The 21,868-nt window shown below is 38.9% G+C and carries 20 protein-coding genes and 4 tRNA genes; 1 reads left to right on the top strand and 23 read right to left on the bottom strand.

Annotated features, from left to right (window positions below):
• Positions 1-94 precede the first annotated feature (94 nt).
• The 6 genes from A6754_RS01285 to A6754_RS01260 form a co-directional block, all read right to left on the bottom strand.
• Complete coding sequence (locus A6754_RS01285) at positions 95-727, bottom strand: hypothetical protein (RefSeq protein ID WP_066441957.1); 633 nt, start codon at positions 725-727, stop codon at positions 95-97.
• Positions 728-786: 59 nt separating this feature from the next.
• Complete coding sequence (locus A6754_RS01280; RefSeq protein ID WP_066441956.1) at positions 787-1,332, bottom strand: hypothetical protein; 546 nt, start codon at positions 1,330-1,332, stop codon at positions 787-789.
• A gap of 441 nt (positions 1,333-1,773) precedes the next feature.
• Entirely contained in the window at positions 1,774-2,700 is a 927-nt protein-coding gene (locus tag A6754_RS01275) for a DNA adenine methylase (protein ID WP_066441955.1), read from the bottom strand.
• A gap of 1 nt (position 2,701) precedes the next feature.
• Positions 2,702-3,604, bottom strand: coding sequence for a hypothetical protein (locus A6754_RS01270; RefSeq protein ID WP_066441954.1), 903 nt, complete (start codon positions 3,602-3,604; stop codon positions 2,702-2,704).
• Positions 3,605-4,441: 837 nt separating this feature from the next.
• Positions 4,442-4,801, bottom strand: coding sequence for a hypothetical protein (locus A6754_RS01265; RefSeq protein WP_066441952.1), 360 nt, complete (start codon positions 4,799-4,801; stop codon positions 4,442-4,444).
• A gap of 3 nt (positions 4,802-4,804) precedes the next feature.
• Positions 4,805-5,122 carry a hypothetical protein gene (locus A6754_RS01260; RefSeq protein ID WP_066441950.1) on the bottom strand — a complete coding sequence of 106 codons (318 nt, stop codon included), beginning with the start codon at positions 5,120-5,122 and terminating at the stop codon, positions 4,805-4,807.
• A gap of 197 nt (positions 5,123-5,319) precedes the next feature.
• Between A6754_RS01260 and A6754_RS01255 the strand changes: the two genes are divergently transcribed.
• The gene (locus tag A6754_RS01255; RefSeq protein WP_066441948.1) at positions 5,320-5,721 is read left to right on the top strand and encodes a 23S rRNA (pseudouridine(1915)-N(3))-methyltransferase RlmH; all 402 of its coding nucleotides are present in this window, start codon (positions 5,320-5,322) and stop codon (positions 5,719-5,721) included.
• 118 nt (positions 5,722-5,839) lie between these two features.
• On the opposite strand, the gene rlmH is transcribed toward A6754_RS01255, so the two are convergent.
• The 17 genes from rlmH to A6754_RS01170 form a co-directional block, all read right to left on the bottom strand.
• Positions 5,840-6,325 carry a 23S rRNA (pseudouridine(1915)-N(3))-methyltransferase RlmH gene (gene rlmH, locus A6754_RS01250; protein ID WP_066441945.1) on the bottom strand — a complete coding sequence of 162 codons (486 nt, stop codon included), beginning with the start codon at positions 6,323-6,325 and terminating at the stop codon, positions 5,840-5,842.
• 68 nt (positions 6,326-6,393) lie between these two features.
• Positions 6,394-7,725, bottom strand: a complete 1,332-nt coding sequence (locus tag A6754_RS01245; RefSeq protein ID WP_066441943.1) for a right-handed parallel beta-helix repeat-containing protein — start codon at positions 7,723-7,725, stop codon at positions 6,394-6,396.
• A 24-nt stretch (positions 7,726-7,749) separates the two neighbouring features.
• Positions 7,750-8,091 (bottom strand): zinc ribbon domain-containing protein YjdM, encoded by a 342-nt coding sequence (locus A6754_RS01240; RefSeq protein WP_066441940.1) that lies wholly within the window; start codon positions 8,089-8,091, stop codon positions 7,750-7,752.
• A 176-nt stretch (positions 8,092-8,267) separates the two neighbouring features.
• Entirely contained in the window at positions 8,268-9,800 is a 1,533-nt protein-coding gene (gene dacB / locus A6754_RS01235) for a D-alanyl-D-alanine carboxypeptidase/D-alanyl-D-alanine endopeptidase (protein ID WP_066441938.1), read from the bottom strand.
• 205 nt (positions 9,801-10,005) lie between these two features.
• A complete protein-coding gene (locus A6754_RS01230; protein WP_371806952.1) occupies positions 10,006-10,170 on the bottom strand; it encodes a CxxH/CxxC protein in 165 nt (54 codons plus the stop codon).
• Between the two features lie 227 nt (positions 10,171-10,397).
• Positions 10,398-11,612: a S1C family serine protease gene (locus tag A6754_RS01225; RefSeq protein ID WP_066441936.1), complete on the bottom strand. Its 1,215-nt coding sequence runs from the start codon at positions 11,610-11,612 to the stop codon at positions 10,398-10,400.
• A gap of 240 nt (positions 11,613-11,852) precedes the next feature.
• A complete protein-coding gene (locus A6754_RS01220; protein WP_066441934.1) occupies positions 11,853-12,647 on the bottom strand; it encodes an MBL fold metallo-hydrolase in 795 nt (264 codons plus the stop codon).
• 13 nt (positions 12,648-12,660) lie between these two features.
• Positions 12,661-13,449, bottom strand: a complete 789-nt coding sequence (locus A6754_RS01215; RefSeq protein ID WP_066441932.1) for a two-component system regulatory protein YycI — start codon at positions 13,447-13,449, stop codon at positions 12,661-12,663.
• Positions 13,436-14,767, bottom strand: a complete 1,332-nt coding sequence (locus A6754_RS01210) for a YycH family regulatory protein (protein WP_066441929.1) — start codon at positions 14,765-14,767, stop codon at positions 13,436-13,438. Before A6754_RS01210 ends, A6754_RS01215 begins: the two co-directional genes overlap by 14 nt.
• Positions 14,764-16,596 (bottom strand): cell wall metabolism sensor histidine kinase WalK, encoded by a 1,833-nt coding sequence (gene walK, locus A6754_RS01205; protein ID WP_066451237.1) that lies wholly within the window; start codon positions 16,594-16,596, stop codon positions 14,764-14,766. Before walK ends, A6754_RS01210 begins: the two co-directional genes overlap by 4 nt.
• Positions 16,597-16,605: 9 nt before the next feature.
• Positions 16,606-17,316 carry a response regulator YycF gene (gene yycF, locus A6754_RS01200; RefSeq protein WP_066441928.1) on the bottom strand — a complete coding sequence of 237 codons (711 nt, stop codon included), beginning with the start codon at positions 17,314-17,316 and terminating at the stop codon, positions 16,606-16,608.
• A gap of 341 nt (positions 17,317-17,657) precedes the next feature.
• Positions 17,658-19,130 (bottom strand): M23 family metallopeptidase, encoded by a 1,473-nt coding sequence (locus tag A6754_RS01195; RefSeq protein ID WP_066441927.1) that lies wholly within the window; start codon positions 19,128-19,130, stop codon positions 17,658-17,660.
• Positions 19,131-19,449: 319 nt separating this feature from the next.
• Positions 19,450-19,522, bottom strand: a tRNA-Phe gene (locus tag A6754_RS01190).
• A 152-nt stretch (positions 19,523-19,674) separates the two neighbouring features.
• A tRNA-Asp gene (locus A6754_RS01185) sits at positions 19,675-19,751 on the bottom strand.
• Between the two features lie 69 nt (positions 19,752-19,820).
• Positions 19,821-19,892 (bottom strand) — tRNA-Glu (locus tag A6754_RS01180).
• Positions 19,893-19,908: 16 nt separating this feature from the next.
• Positions 19,909-19,984, bottom strand: a tRNA-Lys gene (locus A6754_RS01175).
• Between the two features lie 492 nt (positions 19,985-20,476).
• Positions 20,477-21,769, bottom strand: a complete 1,293-nt coding sequence (locus A6754_RS01170; protein WP_066441926.1) for an adenylosuccinate synthase — start codon at positions 21,767-21,769, stop codon at positions 20,477-20,479.
• Positions 21,770-21,868: the final 99 nt, after the last annotated feature.

Below are 21,868 nucleotides of genomic sequence, written 5' to 3'. Positions count from 1 at the left end.
TCATTATAAAAATGCAAATAAAAAATAGCAAGGATGGAATAGGTAGACCACCCTTGCTGTTTTTTACAATCAAACACAAAATGCTAGTTTGATTTTATTTAATATTTTTATCATCGGTTCCCTTGAGTATTTGAAGGTTGCGAACTGAGTTGTTTTCCGATTTTTCATAGGCAACAATATGACGAAGTTTATGAGTAGGTGAATCACCTACACAAAAATTAAGGATTATAATACCCCATTTCATTAATGCAATTATCCAGTGAACTCGTATAGAATCTGCAAAGTTGTTCTCAAAACGTACAGCTGGAACACCTTTGTAGTCACTACTTGAATCACCTGAAAAATACGTATAGTTGTTCATTCCGAGATGCTTTACATTCCTGAAATCCAATTTACCACCTTCAATAAGGAAATGCTTCTCACCAGTATTGTTATCAATAACTAGGATGTTATCATCTACAACTTTAACCGTGTAAAGTTTACTTTTTATTTTATATACTTGTCCATTAACCATGTCTATTACCAAATATTCATCAGTCGTTTTACTTTTCTTTCGGCTTACGTAGAATTTCCCTTTCTGCACCTTTACTTTCATAGCATTAATTTTTGCCATCTCGACTACTCTAGTATTATCACCGAAAAGTAAGATGTAATTGTCTGTCTGGTCAACCCCTTCTCGTTGCAAACGGTTAAATTCCTGTAATTTACTATGAATATCTTTGTACATTTTATTTTTCCTCCTTAGAATTAGCTCTTTGAAATATTTTTTATGAAAGTCCTTATTAGTTAACTGAATTCCCGTACTAGCCTGTAGAACTTATGAACATCTACTTTTAGTTTCTTGGCTGCCATTTCCGCCTTTAGACCATTATTCTTATAATCAATAAATACCTGATAAAAACCATCTGGAAATACTTCTTGATTTTCTCGATGCTTGATTTGGTTCTCAGCTTTAATTTCAATTGCACCTCTAATTTTGGTTACATCCCTGCGGAGACTGAATATTGCTTCCAATGTTTTAAATCCACCATCGGTTAAGAAGATTTCCTCTCCTCTTGTTGGATTTAAGAGATTCAGCTTTACCCCCTTATTACGAAAAATGCATAGGAGATTATAGACCTCGTCTAAATCTTCACTTATCATAACTAGACTTGGCAGGATGACTTTATCATTTTCCTCTACTTCTTCTATTAAGTTATTAAACTCTGCATAACTAGAACAGCCTCGATCGGTTGCTAAGTCGATGTAAAACTTATCAGCTTTAACTACGCTTTTGTACAGTTGAGCTTCGCTATGCTTTTTCGTGCAAAGGTATCCGATTGTTTTACCCATTATTCTCACCCTCTTTACATTTACTCAGCTTCTATACCGTTAATAGATAACGTTCGATGTCCTGATATTTATAAAATTGTCTCGGCTATTGATGATATGGTAGATTAGCTGGTATAGTAATTAATTTTTATATGCACACTCAACTCACCTTTCGTATAAACTTTCCATGTTCTATTGCAAAATGTCAGTCAAAACCTATGGAAAAAAACAGTTTGATTTAAAGGCACAAAAAAAGAGATTTTTATAAATCCCTTTAATCGAAACAGTAATTTTATATACAAATAAATAAGCAATACCCCTGTAAGCGATTTTAAGCACCGAAATTGACGAGTGTAAACAAAAGTAAGGGATGAATAGCCTACCGACCCTAGAAACAATTTGTGAGCGAATTTGAAAAGACAAATAAATACCCTAGAGGTAATAAGTTACTAGATACCCCTCCTATAAATCCTCATCTGAGGGCTCTTCTGGTAGTAAACCTTCAGGGAGTTGGAAATTTGTCCATATAAACTCTTTCTTTTTCTTCCCTGAAGATATTTTTACAAGTCCCAGAAAATATTTGTAGAAACCATTTTTTTTATCCTCTAAGGGCTTGTATACATCATTCTCGTAACCTGACAAGATATATTTATTGTTTGTAGTTAATAAGTTTTTTACAAGTTCCTTGTGGTCTTCTATGGTAAATGGATGCACATAGCCTGTTGTTTCCTTAGTATTACTTTCATCACTGTCCTTCTTTTTTCTAACCTTCTTAAACTGCTTCGGTTTTTCAGTGACTAAGTACGGAGGGTCTAGGTATATCAAAACATCTGAACGGTTTTTATATTTGTTAAACTGCTCCCTGTAATCGCCACAGAAGATTTGGACATCACCAATGTCAAGGTCTACATCGTATAACTTCTTTAATGACTTAGGTGAGATACCATCATCTGCATCATGTTGTGAAAAGGTTTGTCTATCAGCAGAACGAGAATATTCCACTACGATGTAAGTTAAGGCGGCTGCACGAATTAGTGGAGTTTCTGGGTCTATTCGCTCTTCCATTGCTTCTTCAAACTTACCCTTTGTACTATATTCATCAGCTAGTAACCAAATCTGCTCGATTAACTGGTCAGTTTTGTTAAGGTCTTGCATACATTGGAAAAGGCTCACTACCCCGTAATCAATTTCATTTGCAGTTCTAAACTCTAAATTACCATCGTGGTCAAGATATAGGCTGAAGCGAAATCCACCTCCAAATAGCTCTTGAACCCCTGCAATGTTATAAGTGGAGATGGCATACTCTGCCACCTCACACAATTGTTGAATAACCTGTCTTTTTGAACCCAATGAATCCATTGGGTCTGATTTTCTTAGTGGTTTTGCCATACTAGTTGCTCCCTTCTAATAGATGTGGAATAATATTGAAAATATATACATCTTCATGATAGTCCGGGTCGCCTTTTTTCTCTAATTGCATATCTACCATTTTTATTCTCCGTTTAGGTTTTGTATTTCTCTCTATCCTTCTTGATGTAGATTCATGCAATACCCCTAGATGATTGAGTTTACTAATAACTTGTCCAAACTCCTGGTCACTCATATAAGGAAATAACTTTTCAAGGTTACCTGACCTAATTGCCACAGGATAATAACCATATTCATTTTTAAAATACCCCTGACTCTCTGAATCATGAATAATTCCATGACTTACACCCTTTTTAAATTGATTGCTACTTTTTGTAGGATACAAACCTTGATTATGGAAATAATCTTGAGCAAAAAACTGATAATATTCAAGGACAGTAAATCCCACTGCTAAGTTCCGTTCGGACACTACAAGTGATAAATCCTTAACGACCGTTACTCTATCAGGAAGTACTCTCGCTGCATTAATGTAGTTTCCAAAAAATCTAATGTAATTCCTTTCAACTTCACCGATGATATTTAAGGTATCTACAATTTGGTCTGCATTTTTCATATTTTGAATCTCATTTTTTAGGAAAGCGATACTTTCTCCTGTAATATTATTAGTTAACTTAATTGCATGAGATTGTCTATTCAATGAACTCGACCTTCCATAGAGAACCTCAATCTGCCATTCTTCTAAAACCTTTTTACCAAGTTTGCTTTCTATTAGCTCATTTAATCTTTCCTCTCTTTTTGCTCTTTCTTCAATTGTTAGAGTGGAAAGATTGGTTGCTTCAACAACCTTTAATTTTGTTGGTTTCATTGAGTTACTTTCGTCCATTGCTTGCAGACCTTGTGGTAGTTTAAATAAATTGTTTAACATAAAATCTTGCCCCCATAGATAGTTAATTTGCTAACCCGACCTAGCAAGTTAGTAAATATATTGGGAGCCTCTTGAAAAATGTTGCCAATTTGGTCTATGTTTGTAGATTGGTTTAAAATATGTTGAATAATTTTTACATACTCCATATATGAATATCTATGTTCCATAAAATGGAACCATATCTCCGAATAGAAACTCTATGTGTAGAATCATTTAATGAAATAGTAGAACGAAATTTATGCATGCTCGGACACTCTGTGAAAAGGCTGAAACATTAGAAGAACTCAAAGTGGCTAATGAAATCTAAGTTGCTTGAGTTTGTGTGATGTGGGGGATATTTTTGTGTGTGCTCTGGTTTGTATATGTTATTGCTCAGTCTAAGTCTAGTTTTATATTTCTACTGACCAAATAACTGTTAATTCATTTTTTCTCTGAAGTCTTATTTGACTTGGTTGAGTTTAGATTCATTTATTGTTGGGTGCTCGGGTGCTCGGATGGAGAAGAAGGATGCAGGTTGAGATGGATTTAGTGGACTCAAGAAGGGTTACAAATTCTGAGTTGTTTGAGTTCGTTTGGTGTGGGTGAAATATTATTTGTGTACTCAGTTTTTACTGTTCTATTCAGACTCTCTCTATCTACTATGTATTAGCTCAATCAATCACTCATGAATGAATTTATTCTCCTAGACATATTTTCGAAAATCACCGTTTATTTATTTGAACACCGATACGATACGAAACGTATGTTCCCATTTTAAAAAATAAAAACTTAGAATTATTGTTTTCGAGAGCATTAAATACTCAAAGAATAAAAATAAGGTGCCAATTTTATGACACCTTAGAATATATCCTCATAATCATCTTCTTCATCATCGACTTCATCCAATAAATCCAATGAGAACTGTTTATACTTATCTATGATTAAAAAGACTTCACGTGTATTGCTAGAAAAATCAATATGGAGTGCATCCAATGATTCCCCTACAAAATAAATATTGATGTCAATATTTCTATTTCGGCTTTTAAACCATTCCTCTAGTTCTTCGAATAGCATTACAACAAGCTGAAGTTGTGCTTCGTTTAAGTTCCATTCAATTGAATCATCAAAATCTTGTTCAGTATCAATTTTGTCGAATAAAGATTTTTCCTTTGCCCAAGGGAACCTCTCTAAAATGCTCTTTCTAGACAGATTGAGCATATATTATTGCTCTCCAAGATATATAGCTCGATATTTTTCGAATATGTCATCCACCTCAGGAAACCCACAAATCTTCTCAACAAAAACGTGACCCTGAACCTCTTTAAATTCGACTATTACAACCTCAATCGGCTTGTGTCTTAACAAATACCAATGTTCTACCTCTTCAAGTATTGTGTGTATCAACTTCATTTGAGCCTGATTGAAGGTCCAAGGCATAACATCACTGAAATACCACCCCTCCACAGAATCATCAATCTCTAAATCGACTGGTCTTGCCCAAGGAAAACGATTAAAAATAACTTCTTGTGATATTTGCATTATTCATTCCGTCCCTCTCCAAATTAGATATGAATTTTTTCTTTGTTGTAATATAACTCGGAAGGAAGATGAGTTAAAGTAAATAAACATGCTTTTTTTCACTGTTTTCATTCATAATTTAGCGTTGCTTGTGTTTCATCTTAGAAATAAAGTAGTATGAATTAGTAGAAATAAAATAATGTAACTGAGGTTTTACGATGAATATTAAAATTTACATTGTTGGAGATAAAATTGAAAAGACATTTCTCGAAGGTATAAAGGAATATGAGAAGCGTTTGAGCAGATACTGTAAAATAAAATTACAACACTTTAAGAACAAAGAACAGCTCTTAAAAAAAATTTCAGATAAGACCTATAAGATATTGATTTCTGTTATGGGAACAACGGTAACATCAGAGGAACTCGCTGAAAAAATAAATCAATTAGGGATAACAGGCAAATCAGATGTAACTATTATTATTGGTGCTGATAATTTACCCCATGATGAAGTATTAGCCATTAGTCCAATGGAAATGGACTTAGGAATTAAAACACTCATAATGTTTGAGCAGATTTACCGTTCATATCGCATTCTCAATAATGAGCCATACCACAAATAAAAGGTGACCTGTTAAAGTCACCTTTTCCCTTTATGTTGCCCTTTTCATTTGAGTTATTACGCCATCTGTCATATACAACACAAATTCCACTGACTCATTAATATCGATAAAACTTGTTTTAGGGTTTGGTGTGGTAAGCATCCCCCCGATTAATCCGAAAACTCCGATAAACCTGCTCCACCAATACCAGCCGCATTAGCTGATGAGGAAACGTCATCTTTGAAAAAGACAATGCAAACTTGCTGGCAGCCTTTACTTCATCACTAAGCCCAAGCGACCCGCCAATAATAAAGGCAATTTTGCTGTTCCCATATGTAGCAAGGCTATCAAGTTTTTCAGCAAGTTGTTCGGAGGTTAGCATTTTCCCGCCTATTTCCAGGGTAATAACGTAGGTGTCCTGGCTGATGTGGGCAAGGATCTTTTTGCCTTCTTTGTTTTTGACTTCTTCTTCTTCGGCTGGGCTCATGTTTTCTGGTGCTTTTTCGTCAGGGACTTCGATGATATTGACGTTGGCGTAGGCTGTGAGGCGTTTTAGGTATTCGTCTATGCCTTGTTTTAGGTATTTTTCTTTTAGTTTTCCGACGGATATGATGGTAATTTTCATAGTTTGCTGCTTCCTTTTCTTTACGTTTTTTTATACTGTATCAAATGGGTGGAGAGCTTTTAAGAAAACTATTTTACTTTAAGCCCCCCAACAGAACCGTCCCCCTGGTATGCTGCTTTAAATTCTTCGAAGGACGTATACTCTTGATCCTTCCAAATCCAAATGCCGTCTTCTCCATCTTCTTTTTGAAATACATTATCGCTTAGTGTTGTATTTTCGTTGGTCGTGAAGAAGTTTGCGATATAGATGCTGGATGGACCTGCTGTTAGGGTATTCTTTTCAATCGTATTGTCTTTTACGTCATGCTGGATCATTAGCTGTCCGCCGGCGAGATCAAGGGTATCATTTCGGAAAAGGATGTTGTGTCCAATATAGGAATTGATTGTACCGCCGCGGTCTTCGTCGTATCCGCCAATGGAGATGCCTGTGTAAAAGTTTTCATATATATTATTATTGATGATTTCAATGTTTTCCGCGTATTGATCAGCATGTTCGGAAGTGGCTTCGATGCCGATATCACTGCCATAGATGGTATTTTCTTCGATTGTGATCTCTTTTCCGCCATCAACGTAGATCCCGGCAGCGTTATATTCCTCGCCATATGTTGGATTGCCGTAAGTAGAGATGTCATGAACTGTGTTACGAGCTACCAACCCATTGCGCACATAGTCTGCGTCTTGATCTGCAGCCACTCCTTCATAGCCGATCAGATCAATGCCGATATTGTCATTGCGGCTTACTGTGTTATCTTCAATATTAAAACCATCAATATTGCCATTGAGGACAAGTGCTTCGCTTGCGCCCAGCTTGAGGTCTTGTACAGTATTTTTGGTCACCGTTATGTCCTTCATAGGCTCCGTTCCATAAAATGCAATGCCATGGCCATTTCCATCGTCTGCATGTGTTTCAATACGCTGGATATGGTTGCTGTCCAATGTAATATGGCTGCTGGAGCCTGTCACAAAAATGCCCATGACGGTTTCATCCGTTAATTCCGTCGTTAAATCCTGAATCATGAGGCCCTTAATTGTCACATAGTCTTTGCTGTCGATCGTAATGAGGGCAGTATCGCCTTCCTCACTTGGTATGTTTTCACCACTCAGAATCACATCTTCATCATGATAGGGCTGAAAAATAACTCCATTTGATTTTGTGCCGCTATGCTGGATGACCAGCTGCTCTTCGTAAATTCCTTCATGGATATGTACAGTTGTCCCGGCTTCCGCTTCAGAAGCGGCTTTCGTCAGTGTGCGAAAGGGCTTTGTTATGGATCCATCATTTTCATCATTTCCATCTGTCGCTACATATAAATCCTGTTTTTGTTCTTTGGTTTCGTTCATGTTCAGTAAGAAAAAGATCATGGCTGCGGCTGCAGCAATAATCAAAAGTAGTCTTTTCATGGTGGCTCCTGCTTGTTTATTTTCTTAAATTTTCTTCACAAATTCGGATTTTAATTTCATAGCACCAAATCCAGTGATTTTGCAATCAATATCATGATCTCCGTCCACTAAGCGGATTCCTTTCACTTTCGTACCTTGCTTCAGTACAGATGAACTGCCTTTGACTTTCAGGTCTTTTATCACACTCACAGTATCGCCGTCATTTAAAATATTTCCGTTAGCATCTTTGACGATCTTCGTATCTCCAGCAGCTTCTGTTTCCTCATTCGCACTCCACTCGTATCCGCATTCCGGACAAACGAGAAAAGTCCCATCATCGTAAGTATATGCAGATTGGCATTTTGGGCAATTCGGGTATTGGCTCATTATTATAGTTCCTCCGCTCATTCAATTTATCTATCCTATTATAACAATAACTATTAATATTGTTTTTGAGTAAATAATGAAATTTACATCTGAAGGCAAAAAAATCCCGGCGACACAATCGCCAGGATTCTATGTTCATTTATTTATCTGATCATGGACTGACGGTTTCTGCTAGTTCACTGCTTCGCCAGTGTCTCCACAATCCTGTCCTGGATTTCCGTCATCGATCCGCTGATATAGTTGTTCATCATAATCGAGAAGATGAACTTCTCGCCATTTTTTGCTGTGACGTAGCCGGAGAGGGTGTTGGCACCAGTAAGGGAGCCGGTTTTCGCTTTGATGTTCCCTTGTGTGTTCTCACCCTTAAGTCGGTTGCGCAATGTGCCTCCTACTAGCCGGTCTGAAATTCCTGCAACAGGCAGGGAATGTTCAAATTGCGGATACCATGGTTCATCTTGTATTTCATAAAGCAGCTTTGTTAGCTGCTCTGCTGGAATAAGATTTTTATGAGACATGCCTGATCCGTCACGGAGCAGGATGGATTCCATGTCCAGTCCAAATGAGGTGAGCTGGCTTTCAACGACATCGAGTCCTTTCTCCCAGCTGCCTTCCCCATGAATCTCTTTGCCCATAGCTTTAACGATCATTTCCGCATGGCCATTGTTGCTGAGCTTCATAAATGGCAGGAACAATTCTTTTAATGGCATGGATTGTTTGGTGGCCAGCAGTACTGCATCCTTAGCTGTTACACCACGTTTTACTTCGTTTTTGCCAATCTGCTTAATTCCTTGTTCTTGCAGTGACTTCGCAAACACATCCAGCACATAACCTGTTGGTTCCCATACAGACACCCATGATCTCGATGCTGAACCTTCTAGCGGGATTTTTCCTTTAATGATAATATCATTGGTGCCGTGTTCTCTGCTGATCGAGATGCTTTTTGATTCGCCTTTTGCAACAGTAGCTGCCTCGGTTACGATGTTCACATAGTCCGTTGCTGGAGTAACGGAGACCTGTGCCTGATCGCCGGCCTTTTTCCCTGCTGTCACTTCTACGATGACTGTTCCCATATCATAATCTTCATTAGGAGATAAGGTAAGAGCTGAGACCTGTGCACCTGTGTAGTTCGATTCGTCATCCCAGTTCAAGTCAGTCGATAGGCGCACATCATCATACCAGCTGTCGTCTCCGATGATATCTCCATTGATTTTTTCAATGCCTTTTGCTTTCAGTTCTTTAGCAAATGCATCTAGATCCTTTTTTAAAAGGGTTGGATCACCTTTGCCTTTTATGTATAAGTTTCCTTGAAGTACTTTCCCTCTTACTACTCCATCTGTTAAAATCTCCGTTGAAAATTGATAGTCACCGCCAAGTGTTGCTAATGCTGCTGCTCCTGTGAGAATTTTTTGGTTGGAGGCCGGATGAAGTCGTATATCCTCGTTATGGGAGTACACTATTTCTCCGTTATCAGCATTTCTTACGCTAACACCTGTTAATGCACCGGCAAGTCGTTCATCTTGAAGAATGGCATTTAATTCTTCTGTCAATGATGTCTGCTCTGTGGATGTCGTTTCTGTCGATTCTGCTGCTGTCGAGTTTTTTTGCACATCATTTGTTGCTCCAGCATGCTCTCCAACTGTAAATGGCAGGATCAGCATTAAAGCTAAAACAGCAAGAAAAGCTCTCGATCTGTAAAACCTTTGAATCATCACAGCTCACATCCTTTATGGAAATTTATAATAGTATATCGAAAAATTCCAGAAAAAGAATATAGGATTTCAGTAAATTCATTCAGATGGCCTACCATTAATTTTTAAAAATAGCTAGATATTCACAGGCAATCCTCAGGTACAAACAAGATATCCACAGTAGTTATCCACATGTCCACATTTTCTATCCACATATGGTATGGAATCACTTGTTCGCCACAACATATATTGCGGTATTTCGACAATATTCACAGGCTGTTGATAAATTTTGTTCGTCTTCCATTTGTGTTAATTGCGGGAAAGTTTCCAGCTCATCCACAATTATATCAATGGCTAGCTCTACATGTTCCTCACAGCAGTAAATTTTCACTTTTAAAACGCTCCTCTTTTTTACATCAATTTATTAACAATGTGGATAAACTCTGTAAAACCTTGCATCTTCAGTTATCCACACTACATCTTAACATACTGACACCTTTTATGTGTTTTGATTTTTGCACATAAAAAAACAGGAGTGCGTTATGCTCTCCTGTTTAGTATTTCTAGCTTCCACATATTTTAGACAAATGGAGATTGCTTGATTGCTGAATGCCTTGCCTAAAAAGTAGAGGCGTCACTCAGCTTTACCGTTACTTCTTGCTTCTCACCGTTCCGATAAATGACGACTTGCATTTGGTCACCGACTTTTTTCTGGTTATATAAATGCTTTCGCAAGCCAATAACATCATCTATTACTTCCCCATCCATTTCAACGATCACGTCAAATTCCTGCAATCCAGCTTGTGCGGCTGGTGAATTTGGTTCTACTTGAGTAATCGCTACTCCTGTTGTAATATCCCGCGGCAGCTGTAATGTTTGCTGCTGATGATAGCCTGGGATTTCTGTAACGGACTGTAACCCAACGCCTAAATACGGACGTTTTACTTCGCCAAATTGCTCAAGATCGTCAATAATCGGCCTTGCATAGTTAATTGGTATCGCCAATCCAATTCCCTCTACCGCTGACTCAGCAATTTTCATGGAGTTGATTCCGATTAGCTGGCCGCCAATGTTTACAAGGGCTCCACCACTATTTCCCGGATTAATGGCTGCATCTGTCTGCAGTACTTCTGCCTGCCAATCCACTGTTCCATTCTGATCAATATCAACCGGCACAGTCCGCTCTAAACCCGAAATGATTCCTTGTGTGACAGATCCTTCAAATGTACCGAGCGGATTTCCGATTGCAATGACAGGTTCCCCTGTTTTTAGGGTATCTGAATCACCAAACTCAACAACCGTATCGATTTCGTTACCTTCTACTTCAATTACAGCTAAATCCGTCCACACATCACTGCCAACTAGAGTGGCAGGAATTTTTGTTCCATTCGCCAGGCTCACTTCAAGCTGCTGTGCTCCGTCCACTACATGGTGATTTGTGACAATAAATGCTTTATTGCCGTCTTTTTTATAAATAACGCCAGATCCTGTTCCAGCTGGAGCACTTCCAGTTTCCTCTCCCCAGAAGCTGGTCGATTGCAGGTTTGTAATACTGACAACCGCATCACCGGCTTTATCAACTGCCTGTGTTACATCTGTGACCACATCAAGGGAGAGATTTTGCGTCTCAACATTTGATGAGTTATTATTTGTGCGCTGTTCCGTTTCTTCCGCAGAGTATGGAAGAACATTATAATCAATTAATTTTGGCAGTGCTATGACAACAAGCAGTGCACCAAGAATAAGCCCCACCAGGCTCGCTAAAAAATAACCGCTCTTTTTGCCTTTTTGGCGGCTTGAGCGATTTTCATAATCCTGATCATAATAGCCCATATGCATACACCCTTTCCCTTTTTAAATTATAGGTTTCTTTGTATAAGATGATGGCTATCATTTATTTTACCTCTATACCCATTATTATACTCAGCCTAAAATAAAATTCTAAAAAAAACACTTATCTTCTGTTAATCTTACGAGTTTGTTCATAATTTGTTTGCCTTTTATTAAAATACCGAACATCTTTATAAAAAAAGCAGCAAAGGATTCAGTAGCTCCTCTGCTGCTTTCTATTCTTTAAACTGCCGTTAAAATCGTCGGTGTTTTCGGATCGGTGTCATAAAGGGTAAACTGTTCTCCAACCATAATACCCTGTGTTTCAAGTGTTTGAGCGACAGACATGCGTGCTAAATCTTTAATGTTGTTATCTTGGCTTAAGTGAGCAAGGTAGATGCTTTTCGTGCGATCACCTGCTACTTCACCCATCGCAATCGCTGCATCCTCATTAGAGACATGGCCAACGTCGCTTAAAATGCGGCGCTTAATGCTCCAAGGATAACGTCCCATTCTCAGCATCTGTACATCATGGTTGCTTTCAAACACATAGGCATCTGCATTGGAGATTAACCCTTTCATCCGGTCACTGACATAGCCTGTGTCGGTAATTAAGACAAGCTTTTTTTCACCGCTATGGAATACATAAAACATCGGATCTGCCGCATCATGTGAAACGCCAAATGACTCAATATCCAGGCTTCCGAATGATTTCACTGTTTCCATTCCAAAGGTGAATTTTTGCTCCACTGGAATCTGGCCGATTAAGTTGTCCATTGCCAGCCATGTTTTTTCATTTGCATAAATAGGCAGCTTATACTTGCGGGCAATAATGCCGACGCCTTTTATATGATCACTATGTTCATGTGTCACGAGGATGCCGGACAGCTTCCCCATATCTCGGTCAATCTGCTGAAATAAGGTTTCCATTTGCTTGCCGCTTAGTCCTGCGTCAACCAAAAAAGAATGCTCCCCGTTTTCCACATAAATGGCGTTCCCCGTACTGCCGCTTGCCAGAACGCTGAATTGCATGGACATAATTTCTCCCCCATTAATTATTCTCTATATTACTTAAATCGATGATATCGCCATACTTCACATTTACATATAAACTTCCCTGGTCTTTTACTACAAAACGCCATACCGGAGTGAGTGTATAGGTAGTCGTATTTTCACTTAAGAACGTATAATAACCGATTTCCACATCCGTAATAACGGAGTTTGGAAGCAGCTTTCCGTTTTGATACAACGTCTCCATTGCACTTAGCGGAGGAACCGGATCTTCAACTTCTACACGATCTTCAATGCTGGTGAGCAGTGTTTGTGTATATGAAACAATTTCACCTTCTGGATTCAGAAACAGCGTCAATCGGCCATTATTGTTTTTGTAAAACATTTTTCCTTCGAATGTCTGATAGAACGTAATTGTTGTTTCTCCTTTTTCCCAGAATGCATATTGATCCGCATAAATGATATAAGCATCTAAAAAGGTGTTTAATTCTTCAAGATCAGCATCTTCATCTATTGCATATGGTTCATCTAAACTGACGACTAATTCTTTTCCTCTATTAATTTCGGCGGATTGTTCATCAAACTTTGCATCTTCAAGATCTTCCTCTGTGAATTCCGCCCGTTCAGCATTAATTAAATTCACTTCATTATTATCATTTTTCAGTTCTGGAAACTCGATGCCATCAGCTCTTAATCTGTTTTCTACAGAAGCTTCCGATTCAAGCGCTAATTGGCTTGCATCCCTCAGCTTTGAGAATTCATAGATGAGATACACATCCAGTACGAGAAACGCGATAATAAAAATCGTTTTAATTTTACTCCAATCCACGGTTGATCCCTCCTGTCTCCTCCATGGAAAACATAATCCAATTCCCGCCATATAAGTAGTACCAGGAAGGGTCAAGATAAATTAATTTGGTTTGTGGATCCTTGGTCATTTTATAGCCAATTGCAATATCCTCAAGCTGATCTAATTCTAATCCTTCCAGACTCTCTAAATGATTAACGACTGATTCTCCAGATGGAAGATCAACCTTTATATGATCTGAAAGAGGTGCATCGAAAGAAAAATTGCTTCTTCGATATTCGCGGAATTTACCTTGACTCCAGCTTACCTGAACGGTTGACTTACTAGAGCTATCACTAAAAATGGGATATCCGTTTAATTCATACTGTCGGAAGACAACTCGATTACTGGCTTGATCAAATGAATCATAGCGGTAATTATCTGTCCATCCGCCATGACTATTGACATAATCAATGCTTTCGGATAATAAACTGCTGTCTACCGGAGACCATTCCGTACTTGTATCAAAATTAATATAGGAAATCGTATTTGAATCATGCATAACTCTCAGCAGACTTGAGCTGTCCGTGAATTCTTCCATTGTAGACTGAACATTTTTCTGCACAATCGTTGGTTCACTAAAAAGAAGGTTCTTAAATCGATCTGATTCGAATTCCTCTGATAAATATTGATATTTAACAAGCTGCCTTTCACCTGAAGGAATAAAAATGGTCGTTCCAGCAGATGGCTGGTAGCGAAAATACTTGGAAAAATTCTCATTGAATATTGAGTTCTCAAAATACTTATCTTTAAATGATTGAACAAGTGAAGCTCTTACATGACTCTGATAAACGGTATTGGACTTTTTCGAAATAAAATAGACAATCCCATCTTCCCTGTCCAGATTATTTGAGTTAATGACAATATGATCAAAATCGAATGTGAGCGCAATCTCTTCATCAATGGCAATGACATTTTGATATTGCTCAATCGGTACATTATCTGGATAAGTGATAACCGTATTTCCTGGTTCATACATGGAAGAGATTAATACATCTGCTTCACTGCTCCGATCCTCGAAATCGGTTAAATTCCATTCTTTTATTTCATTAATTGTTTTGTTGATTTCCCCGATGTCAACCGTTCCGTAATGTTCATTATTCGGATAATGGTAGACTACCTTCTCAGGCAAGACAAGCTTGCTGAACTCGTTAGTAGGACCTATTGGCTCTTCCTTCAGCGTTTTTAGATTTTCAAGCAGTTCCAAGTTAGGCTGATATGTCCATAGAGTCCAAGTTAAAACTCCACTAAGGACAACTAAAATGACTAATATGATATTTTTAATATTTTCATATGTCATTCCCACTCATCCTCTTCTGTCCGGTCATAAGGCAGACTGAATGAAACGGTCGTCCCTTTGCCTTCTACACTATCGGCCCAAATTTTCCCTCCATGCGCTTCGACCATTTCCTTCGCGATGGCAAGTCCTAATCCAGTGCCGCCAAGCTTTCTTGTTCTAGCTTTATCAACTCTATAGAATCGCTCAAAAATCTTGCTGAGATTTTCTTTCGGAATTCCAACTCCCTGGTCAGAGATACTGATTACAATAAAGCCTTCCTGATCTTCAATCTGGAATGCTACTTTCCCGCCTTCTGGGGAATACTTTAAGGCATTTGAAATAATATTATCCAGCACCTGTGTCAGTTTATCTTCATCAATCTCCACAAATATCGAATGATCTGGCAGGTTTCGTTCGAAGATCACATTTTGGCTTTTTGTAAAGTCAAAGCGATCAATAATTCGGTTGTAAAACGGAATAAAATCAATCCATTCCTTCGTTAAACGATAATCCTTACTGTCCATTTTAGAAAGCTGGAGAAGATCATTCACCAGGCGAATCATTCGCTCTGTTTCAGTTTGGGTGACATTTAAGAAATGCGGCGCAATTTCTTGGTCTTCCCATGCTCCTTCTGCCAGTGCTTCTAAATAACTTCTCATCGTCGTCAATGGCGTTCTCAATTCATGAGAAACGTTGGCCACAAATTCTCTGCGCTCCATATCAATTTTTTCCTGCTCGGTAATATCGTGCAGTACCGTAATCAAGCCGTTTACAAAGCCAGTTTCCTTTTGAATGACTGAAAAGTTAGCACGTAAAATTAATGGATTAGGCTGATCACTATAGTCTAAAATGACCGAATCCTGTTCGTCTAGAAGGGCTTCAAATGTATATTCATCTTCTAATTCAAGCAGAGAAACAATAGAGGATGACAACACTGTTTCACGTGAAACATTCAGCATTTTTGCGGCAGGATCATTGATTAAAATAACTCGTCCCTTTCGATCTGTTGCGATTACTCCGTCAGTCATATAGGAAAGAACGGAAGACAGTTTTCTGCGTTCTCCCTCTGTCGTCGCATGGGCTTCCTGCAGCTTCTTCGTTAAATTGTTAAATGTCATCGCAAGCTGCCCAATTTCGTCTTGACCATAAATTTTAACCTTACGGGAGAAGTTCCCCTTCGCCATCGCCAAAGCCTGTTTACGCATATCAGAAATAGGCTTGGTAATCGTTTGGGAAAGCAAAACACCTAGAATAGCGGTGATGACCAATGCGATCGCTGTACCTGAAGCAAAGATTTTATTTATCTGCTTCATTTGTTCATACACATTTTCAATTTTGCCTTCTAAGTAAATTACTCCAACGATCTCTCCATTTGTTTCAATTGGCGTCACAAGTCGCCAGATTCGGTTGCCTGTTGACCGATCAATGCGTTCTTCATTTGCTGGCTGGCTCGTTGCCAGTGTTTTATTAATGATCGTGTCAATGGCCGTCTGTCCCACTAAATACTGATTATCAGGATCAGATGAACCAAGAATTCGCTTATTGTCATCAATAACCCGTACCTCTGTCACATCATCAGAATAGTAATCACGCAATAAGCGATAAATGTCAGCCTGCAGTGTCGGAGTGCTTTCATCCTCTACATTCCGATCCTTAGACAGCTGTTCCTCTAAATAATAAGCTAGCAAGTCTACACGATCTTCAATCGTTGCTTTAAAGTTATCCTTCAAGGTTGTTTCCAGCTGACGGACAAAATAGACCCCAATGGTTTGAATGGCAATAAAAATCAGCAATACATAGATGATTACGAACTTTAAATGAATCGAGCGAAAGAACCCAACCTTGTTCATCAATTTTCTTTACTCCTGTTCGGGATTACGCAGATAGTACCCCACTCCTCGTCGTGTAACGATCCATGTTGGATGACTTGGATTGTCCTCGATCTTTTCACGAAGTCTTCTTACGGTTACATCGACCGTTCTGACATCCCCATAATAATCATAGCCCCAAACGGTCTGCAGCAGGTGCTCTCTCGTCATGACTTGTCCAATATGTCTTGCCAGGTAATGAAGCAGTTCAAATTCGCGGTGTGTTAATTCAATTTGCTCCCCGCGTTTAGATACAATATAAGCATCCGGGTGAATGGTTAATGCACCAACTTCAATTTCATTGGTTTCCTCTTCTTCAACCGCACGATCCGAGATCTGCTGATGTCTTCTTAAGTTTGCTTTCACACGTGCGATAAGCTCTCTCGTACTGAAAGGTTTTGTTACGTAATCATCCGCACCAAGCTCCAAGCCTAGTACTTTATCGATTTCCGAATCTTTTGCTGTCAGCATGATAATCGGCATATCATATTTTTTGCGTACCTCACGGCAAACTTCAATACCGTCTCTTTGCGGAAGCATAATATCTAAAAGAATCATATCCGGCTTAATTTCCTCTACCATTTCAATCGCAGAGTTGCCATCATAAGCACAGTGTACATCAAAACCTTCTTTTTTCAGGTTAAATTGTAATATATCTGCAATTGGTTTTTCATCGTCTACTACTAGAATTTTCTTATCCATATATGTCCCCTTCTCTTGAAAAAATGATGAGAGTTTCTATTTGTATGTTCTGCACAATTTCTGTGGTTTATATCATTTTTACATTTAATGTTTTCAGGTGCAAATTTGAGAAGCGATTACTTGGCTCCATTCTTGCATCATCCGCTTTTCTTTGACCAGCTGCAGGCGCTAGGAGCTTTAGTTCTTCCGCTTTCCTATATAAAATTTTATCATTTTAGAGGCTTGAATTCATCTTTTAGCCGCTTTCATACTTAATTTACCACATTTTCAGTGCACCGGATTGGTCTGTTTAATAGAAAAAGTCTCTAGCAGCCAATGACTAGAGACTTTTTCAGTTAAACTTAGCGAACGTAATTTAGCGGGTCTTGAAGACTGCCGTTTTTGTATAGCTCAAAGTGCAGATGGATACCTGTTGAATGTCCTGTAGAGCCCATTACACCAATGCCGGATCCCTTTTGGACTGTTTGCCCAGAACTTACGCTCATTGAATCTAAGTGTGCATAAACTGTACGGTAGCCATTTTGATGGTCAATGATAATTTTATTGCCATAGCCGCCGTCCCAGCCAGCTGATACGACAATGCCATTGTCTGCGGCTTTAATCGTGCGATTGCTTGGTCTGGCAATGTCGATTCCTTTATGCAGCTTACCCCATCTGTAGCCAAGCTTGCTTGATACATAGCCGCCTGATGCAGGCCATACAAAGCTGCCGTCACCGCGTGATGGGATGACCTTGGTTCCTTTTACTACAATATGTTTAACAGGCTTTGTAATAATCTCTTCACTTACTTCTTCTTTTGCTGTTTGTTTGCCATTTTGCTCTGTTATAGCATATGTAACATTTCTGGAGCCTTCTTTTCCTTCTTGCTTCACCTTTGTGTCGCCTTTGAACATGGAAGAATCCTCAATGACTTCTTTTTCATAGTCAATCTTCTCTTTGCGCAAGGCTTCTTTCTCTACCACAACATCAACATAAGGCTTTAACACCGTTACATTTAATTGCTGACCAATATCTAAAATCGAATCCTCTTTTAGTACTGGGTTTAATTCGAGAAGCTTTTTAGTCGTCAGGTCATATGCTCCAGCAATGCCGCCAAGCACATCCCCTTCCTTTACTGTGTACTTTTTATCTTCTAATGTTCCTTTTTTCAGCAAAGTGACCGCTTCTTTTACGGTCATTAATTCATCCGGAGTAATGGATTCTGCTGAGACAGAAACATTTTCTGTAAAAGAAACATCCACAACTCGTGTTTGATTGACTTCTAAAGCGGGTAAAGGCTCACTAGACGCTTTGTTTACTTCTACTGCTCGTAAAAGCGCATCTGATACATAACTGAGCTTTATTTGCTTAAGTACTTCTTCCGCTTGCTTCTCATCTGCTAAATAAGCAATTTGTTTCCCATCAATCACAATGGCCGATGCCTCAGCCTTAATCGCTAAAGACGATTTGATCTTGTCTGCTGTTTCTTCATCATAGGTATTGGCATTAGCAGCAAATACTTGTTCTGGAACAAAAGAGACTTGTGACTTCAGAATTGCATCTAAATTTCTATACTCATTTTCTAAGCTTTCCAGCTGCTTTTTCACTTTTTCTTCTATTAAGTTTTTATCAGAAACGGTTCCAATATATTCATCATCCATGTATACGTAATAAACGGTTGTTAACTCACTTCCATCTGCATATGCAGCAGAACCCGCAGCCAATGTAATTGCTCCTGCGGCTAAAGCAGTCATACAAACCCGTTTTAGCTGTTTTATCATTCTCTCTGTTGTTTGTACTGTATATGTAGTTATGGATTCCTTCCAATTAAACATTGTGACTCCTCCTAGACTACTGTAACAAATCTCCAAACATATAGTTCTATTTATCTACTAAAATTTCACACCCCTATACTTTACCATATGATTCTTCTTAATAAAGAATAGAAGTGATAATGTAACAAAATTGTATAATAACTGACATTTTATTACTTTTAACAAGCGGAAAGGCTTGTCGAAAAGACGGTTTAGATAGTATTTCGTGATAAATTTGAAGATTTTATGCATTATTCAGCTGGGCTGCAATAAATACATTAGTTGAACTTTGTAAAAAGAAAAAAGCTGCCTTGATTATTTTCAAGACAGCTTTTTGAGATGGCTCAGGACGGAATCGAACCGCCGACACAAGGATTTTCAGTCCTTTGCTCTACCGACTGAGCTACTGAGCCATAATTAGTTTTCATTCCTAAATCGTAAATCTGCTAGTCCTTTGTGAAAAAAACCTTCGATTTTTTTCACAGATTGCCGCTGAAGTATTTCCAGGGTGTTAGCAATCTGCTCTACCGACTGAGCTACTGAGCCATTCAATTTATTATGTAAATGGCGGTCCGGACGGGACTCGAACCCGCGACCTCCTGCGTGACAGGCAGGCATTCTAACCAACTGAACTACCGGACCATTTAATTATATATGGCGTCTGAGAGACTGACCGCTCTTGTCGATCTGCTCTCAGCTGCCAAATGCCGATGACCCCTACGGGATTCGAACCCGTGTTACCGCCGTGAAAGGGCGGTGTCTTAACCGCTTGACCAAGGGGCCATTTTATTAGTGAAGATGGTGAGCCATGAAGGACTCGAACCTTCGACCCTCTGATTAAAAGTCAGATGCTCTACCGACTGAGCTAATGGCTCATGAATATTGCTCATTGGCGACGCTTTTTATAATATCATAGCATTGCACATTGTACAATAGTTTTTTAAAAACTTTTTTGTTAACCACACAGTTTATGTTGTTTACGGAAAAAGATAGAGTATTTACATCATAAGAGCGTACTATTTTTACAGATAAAATACTTTTTTAAAGATATTTCGTAAAAATAACGGATACCACTTCAGTTCTGCATTGTTTTGAACTCATTCTCTCGCATTTTAATCCCTATTACCCTAATTTAACCGGATTTTAAACTGCTGGCGCTGAAATAAATCTGTATATCCGCCGTCCAGGAAATTTATCCGCCATAAAACACAATATTTCCGCCGTGAAAATTTTTTATCCGCCAAAAACAACCTTTTATCCGCCAAACCTCCAACCAGAGTGACGTCCAATGCCGCAGCAGTCTCCAAATACCTCACAAAAAAAGACCAGAGAGAAAACCCCTCTGGCCTTAACGAACATATCTGTTATTAGTTTTGTCTCCAAGGGCTTCTGACTACGTTTGTTTGCGAACGGTCAGGGCCAACAGAGAAGATTGATAATGGAATACCTGTCAGCTGTGCAATGCGCTCTAAATAGTGCCGTGCATTTGCAGGAAGCTCATCAAGTGATTTGCAGCCTGTGATATCTTCTGTCCAGCCTGGAAGCTCTTCAAATACAGGCTCACATTCAGAAAGGACTTTTAGGCTTGCTGGGAATTCTTCAATTACTTCGCCTTTGTACTTGTATGCTGTACAAATTTTTAATGTATCAATGCCTGTTAATACGTCAATAGAGTTAAGAGAAAGATCAGTAATTCCGCTCACACGGCGCGCATGACGAACCACTACGCTGTCAAACCAGCCAACACGGCGCGCACGGCCAGTTGTTGTACCATATTCGCGTCCTACTTCACGGATTTGATCGCCAATTTCGTTATTTAATTCAGTTGGGAAAGGACCGTCTCCTACACGAGTCGTATAAGCTTTAGAAACTCCAACTACATGAGTAATCTTAGTTGGGCCTACACCAGATCCAATTGCTACACCGCCAGCGACTGGGTTTGAAGATGTTACGAACGGATATGTGCCTTGGTCAATATCCAGCATAACTCCTTGTGCACCTTCAAATAATACACGGCGTCCATCATCTAATGAGTCGTTTAAGACAACTGACGTGTCACATACATAATGCTTAAACTGCTGTCCGTATTCGTAATACTCATCAAGAATATCTTCTAACTTGAAGCCTTCTGTTTCATAAATGCGCTCAAGAAGACGATTTTTCTCATCCAGGTTACGAGACAATTTTTCTTCAAACACTTCTTTGTCCAGCAAGTCCGCAATACGGATCCCCACGCGGGCTGCTTTATCCATGTATGCTGGGCCAATTCCTTTTTTCGTTGTTCCGATTTTGTTGGCACCTTTGCGCTCTTCTTCTACCTCATCCAGCTTTAAGTGATAAGGCAGAATAACATGAGCACGGTTGCTGATGCGAAGGTTGTCTGTTGATACGCCCTTTTCATGCAAATATGCAAGCTCTTTTAAAAGAGCCTTTGGATCAACAACCATTCCATTGCCGATGACACAAATTTTATCATTATAAAAAATCCCTGATGGAATTAAGTGCAGCTTATACGTTTCACCGTTGAATTTAATTGTATGTCCAGCATTATTACCGCCTTGATAACGGGCGATGACTTCTGCATTTTCAGAAAGAAAGTCTGTAATCTTTCCTTTCCCTTCATCTCCCCATTGTGTTCCAACTACTACTACTGATGACATTTAACATGCACCTCCGAGGTTAACTTAAATCCCTTTTCAAACAAACTAATTTTATCAATAATGAAGGATAAAAGTCAACAAAACACGAACATTTCTTAT

Source organism: Cytobacillus gottheilii (genome assembly GCF_001636345.1).
Classification (GTDB): domain Bacteria; phylum Bacillota; class Bacilli; order Bacillales; family Cytobacillaceae; genus Cytobacillus; species Cytobacillus gottheilii.
The sequence above is the reverse complement of the archived record's forward strand: the minus strand, read 5'-3'. Positions and strand labels throughout refer to the sequence as shown.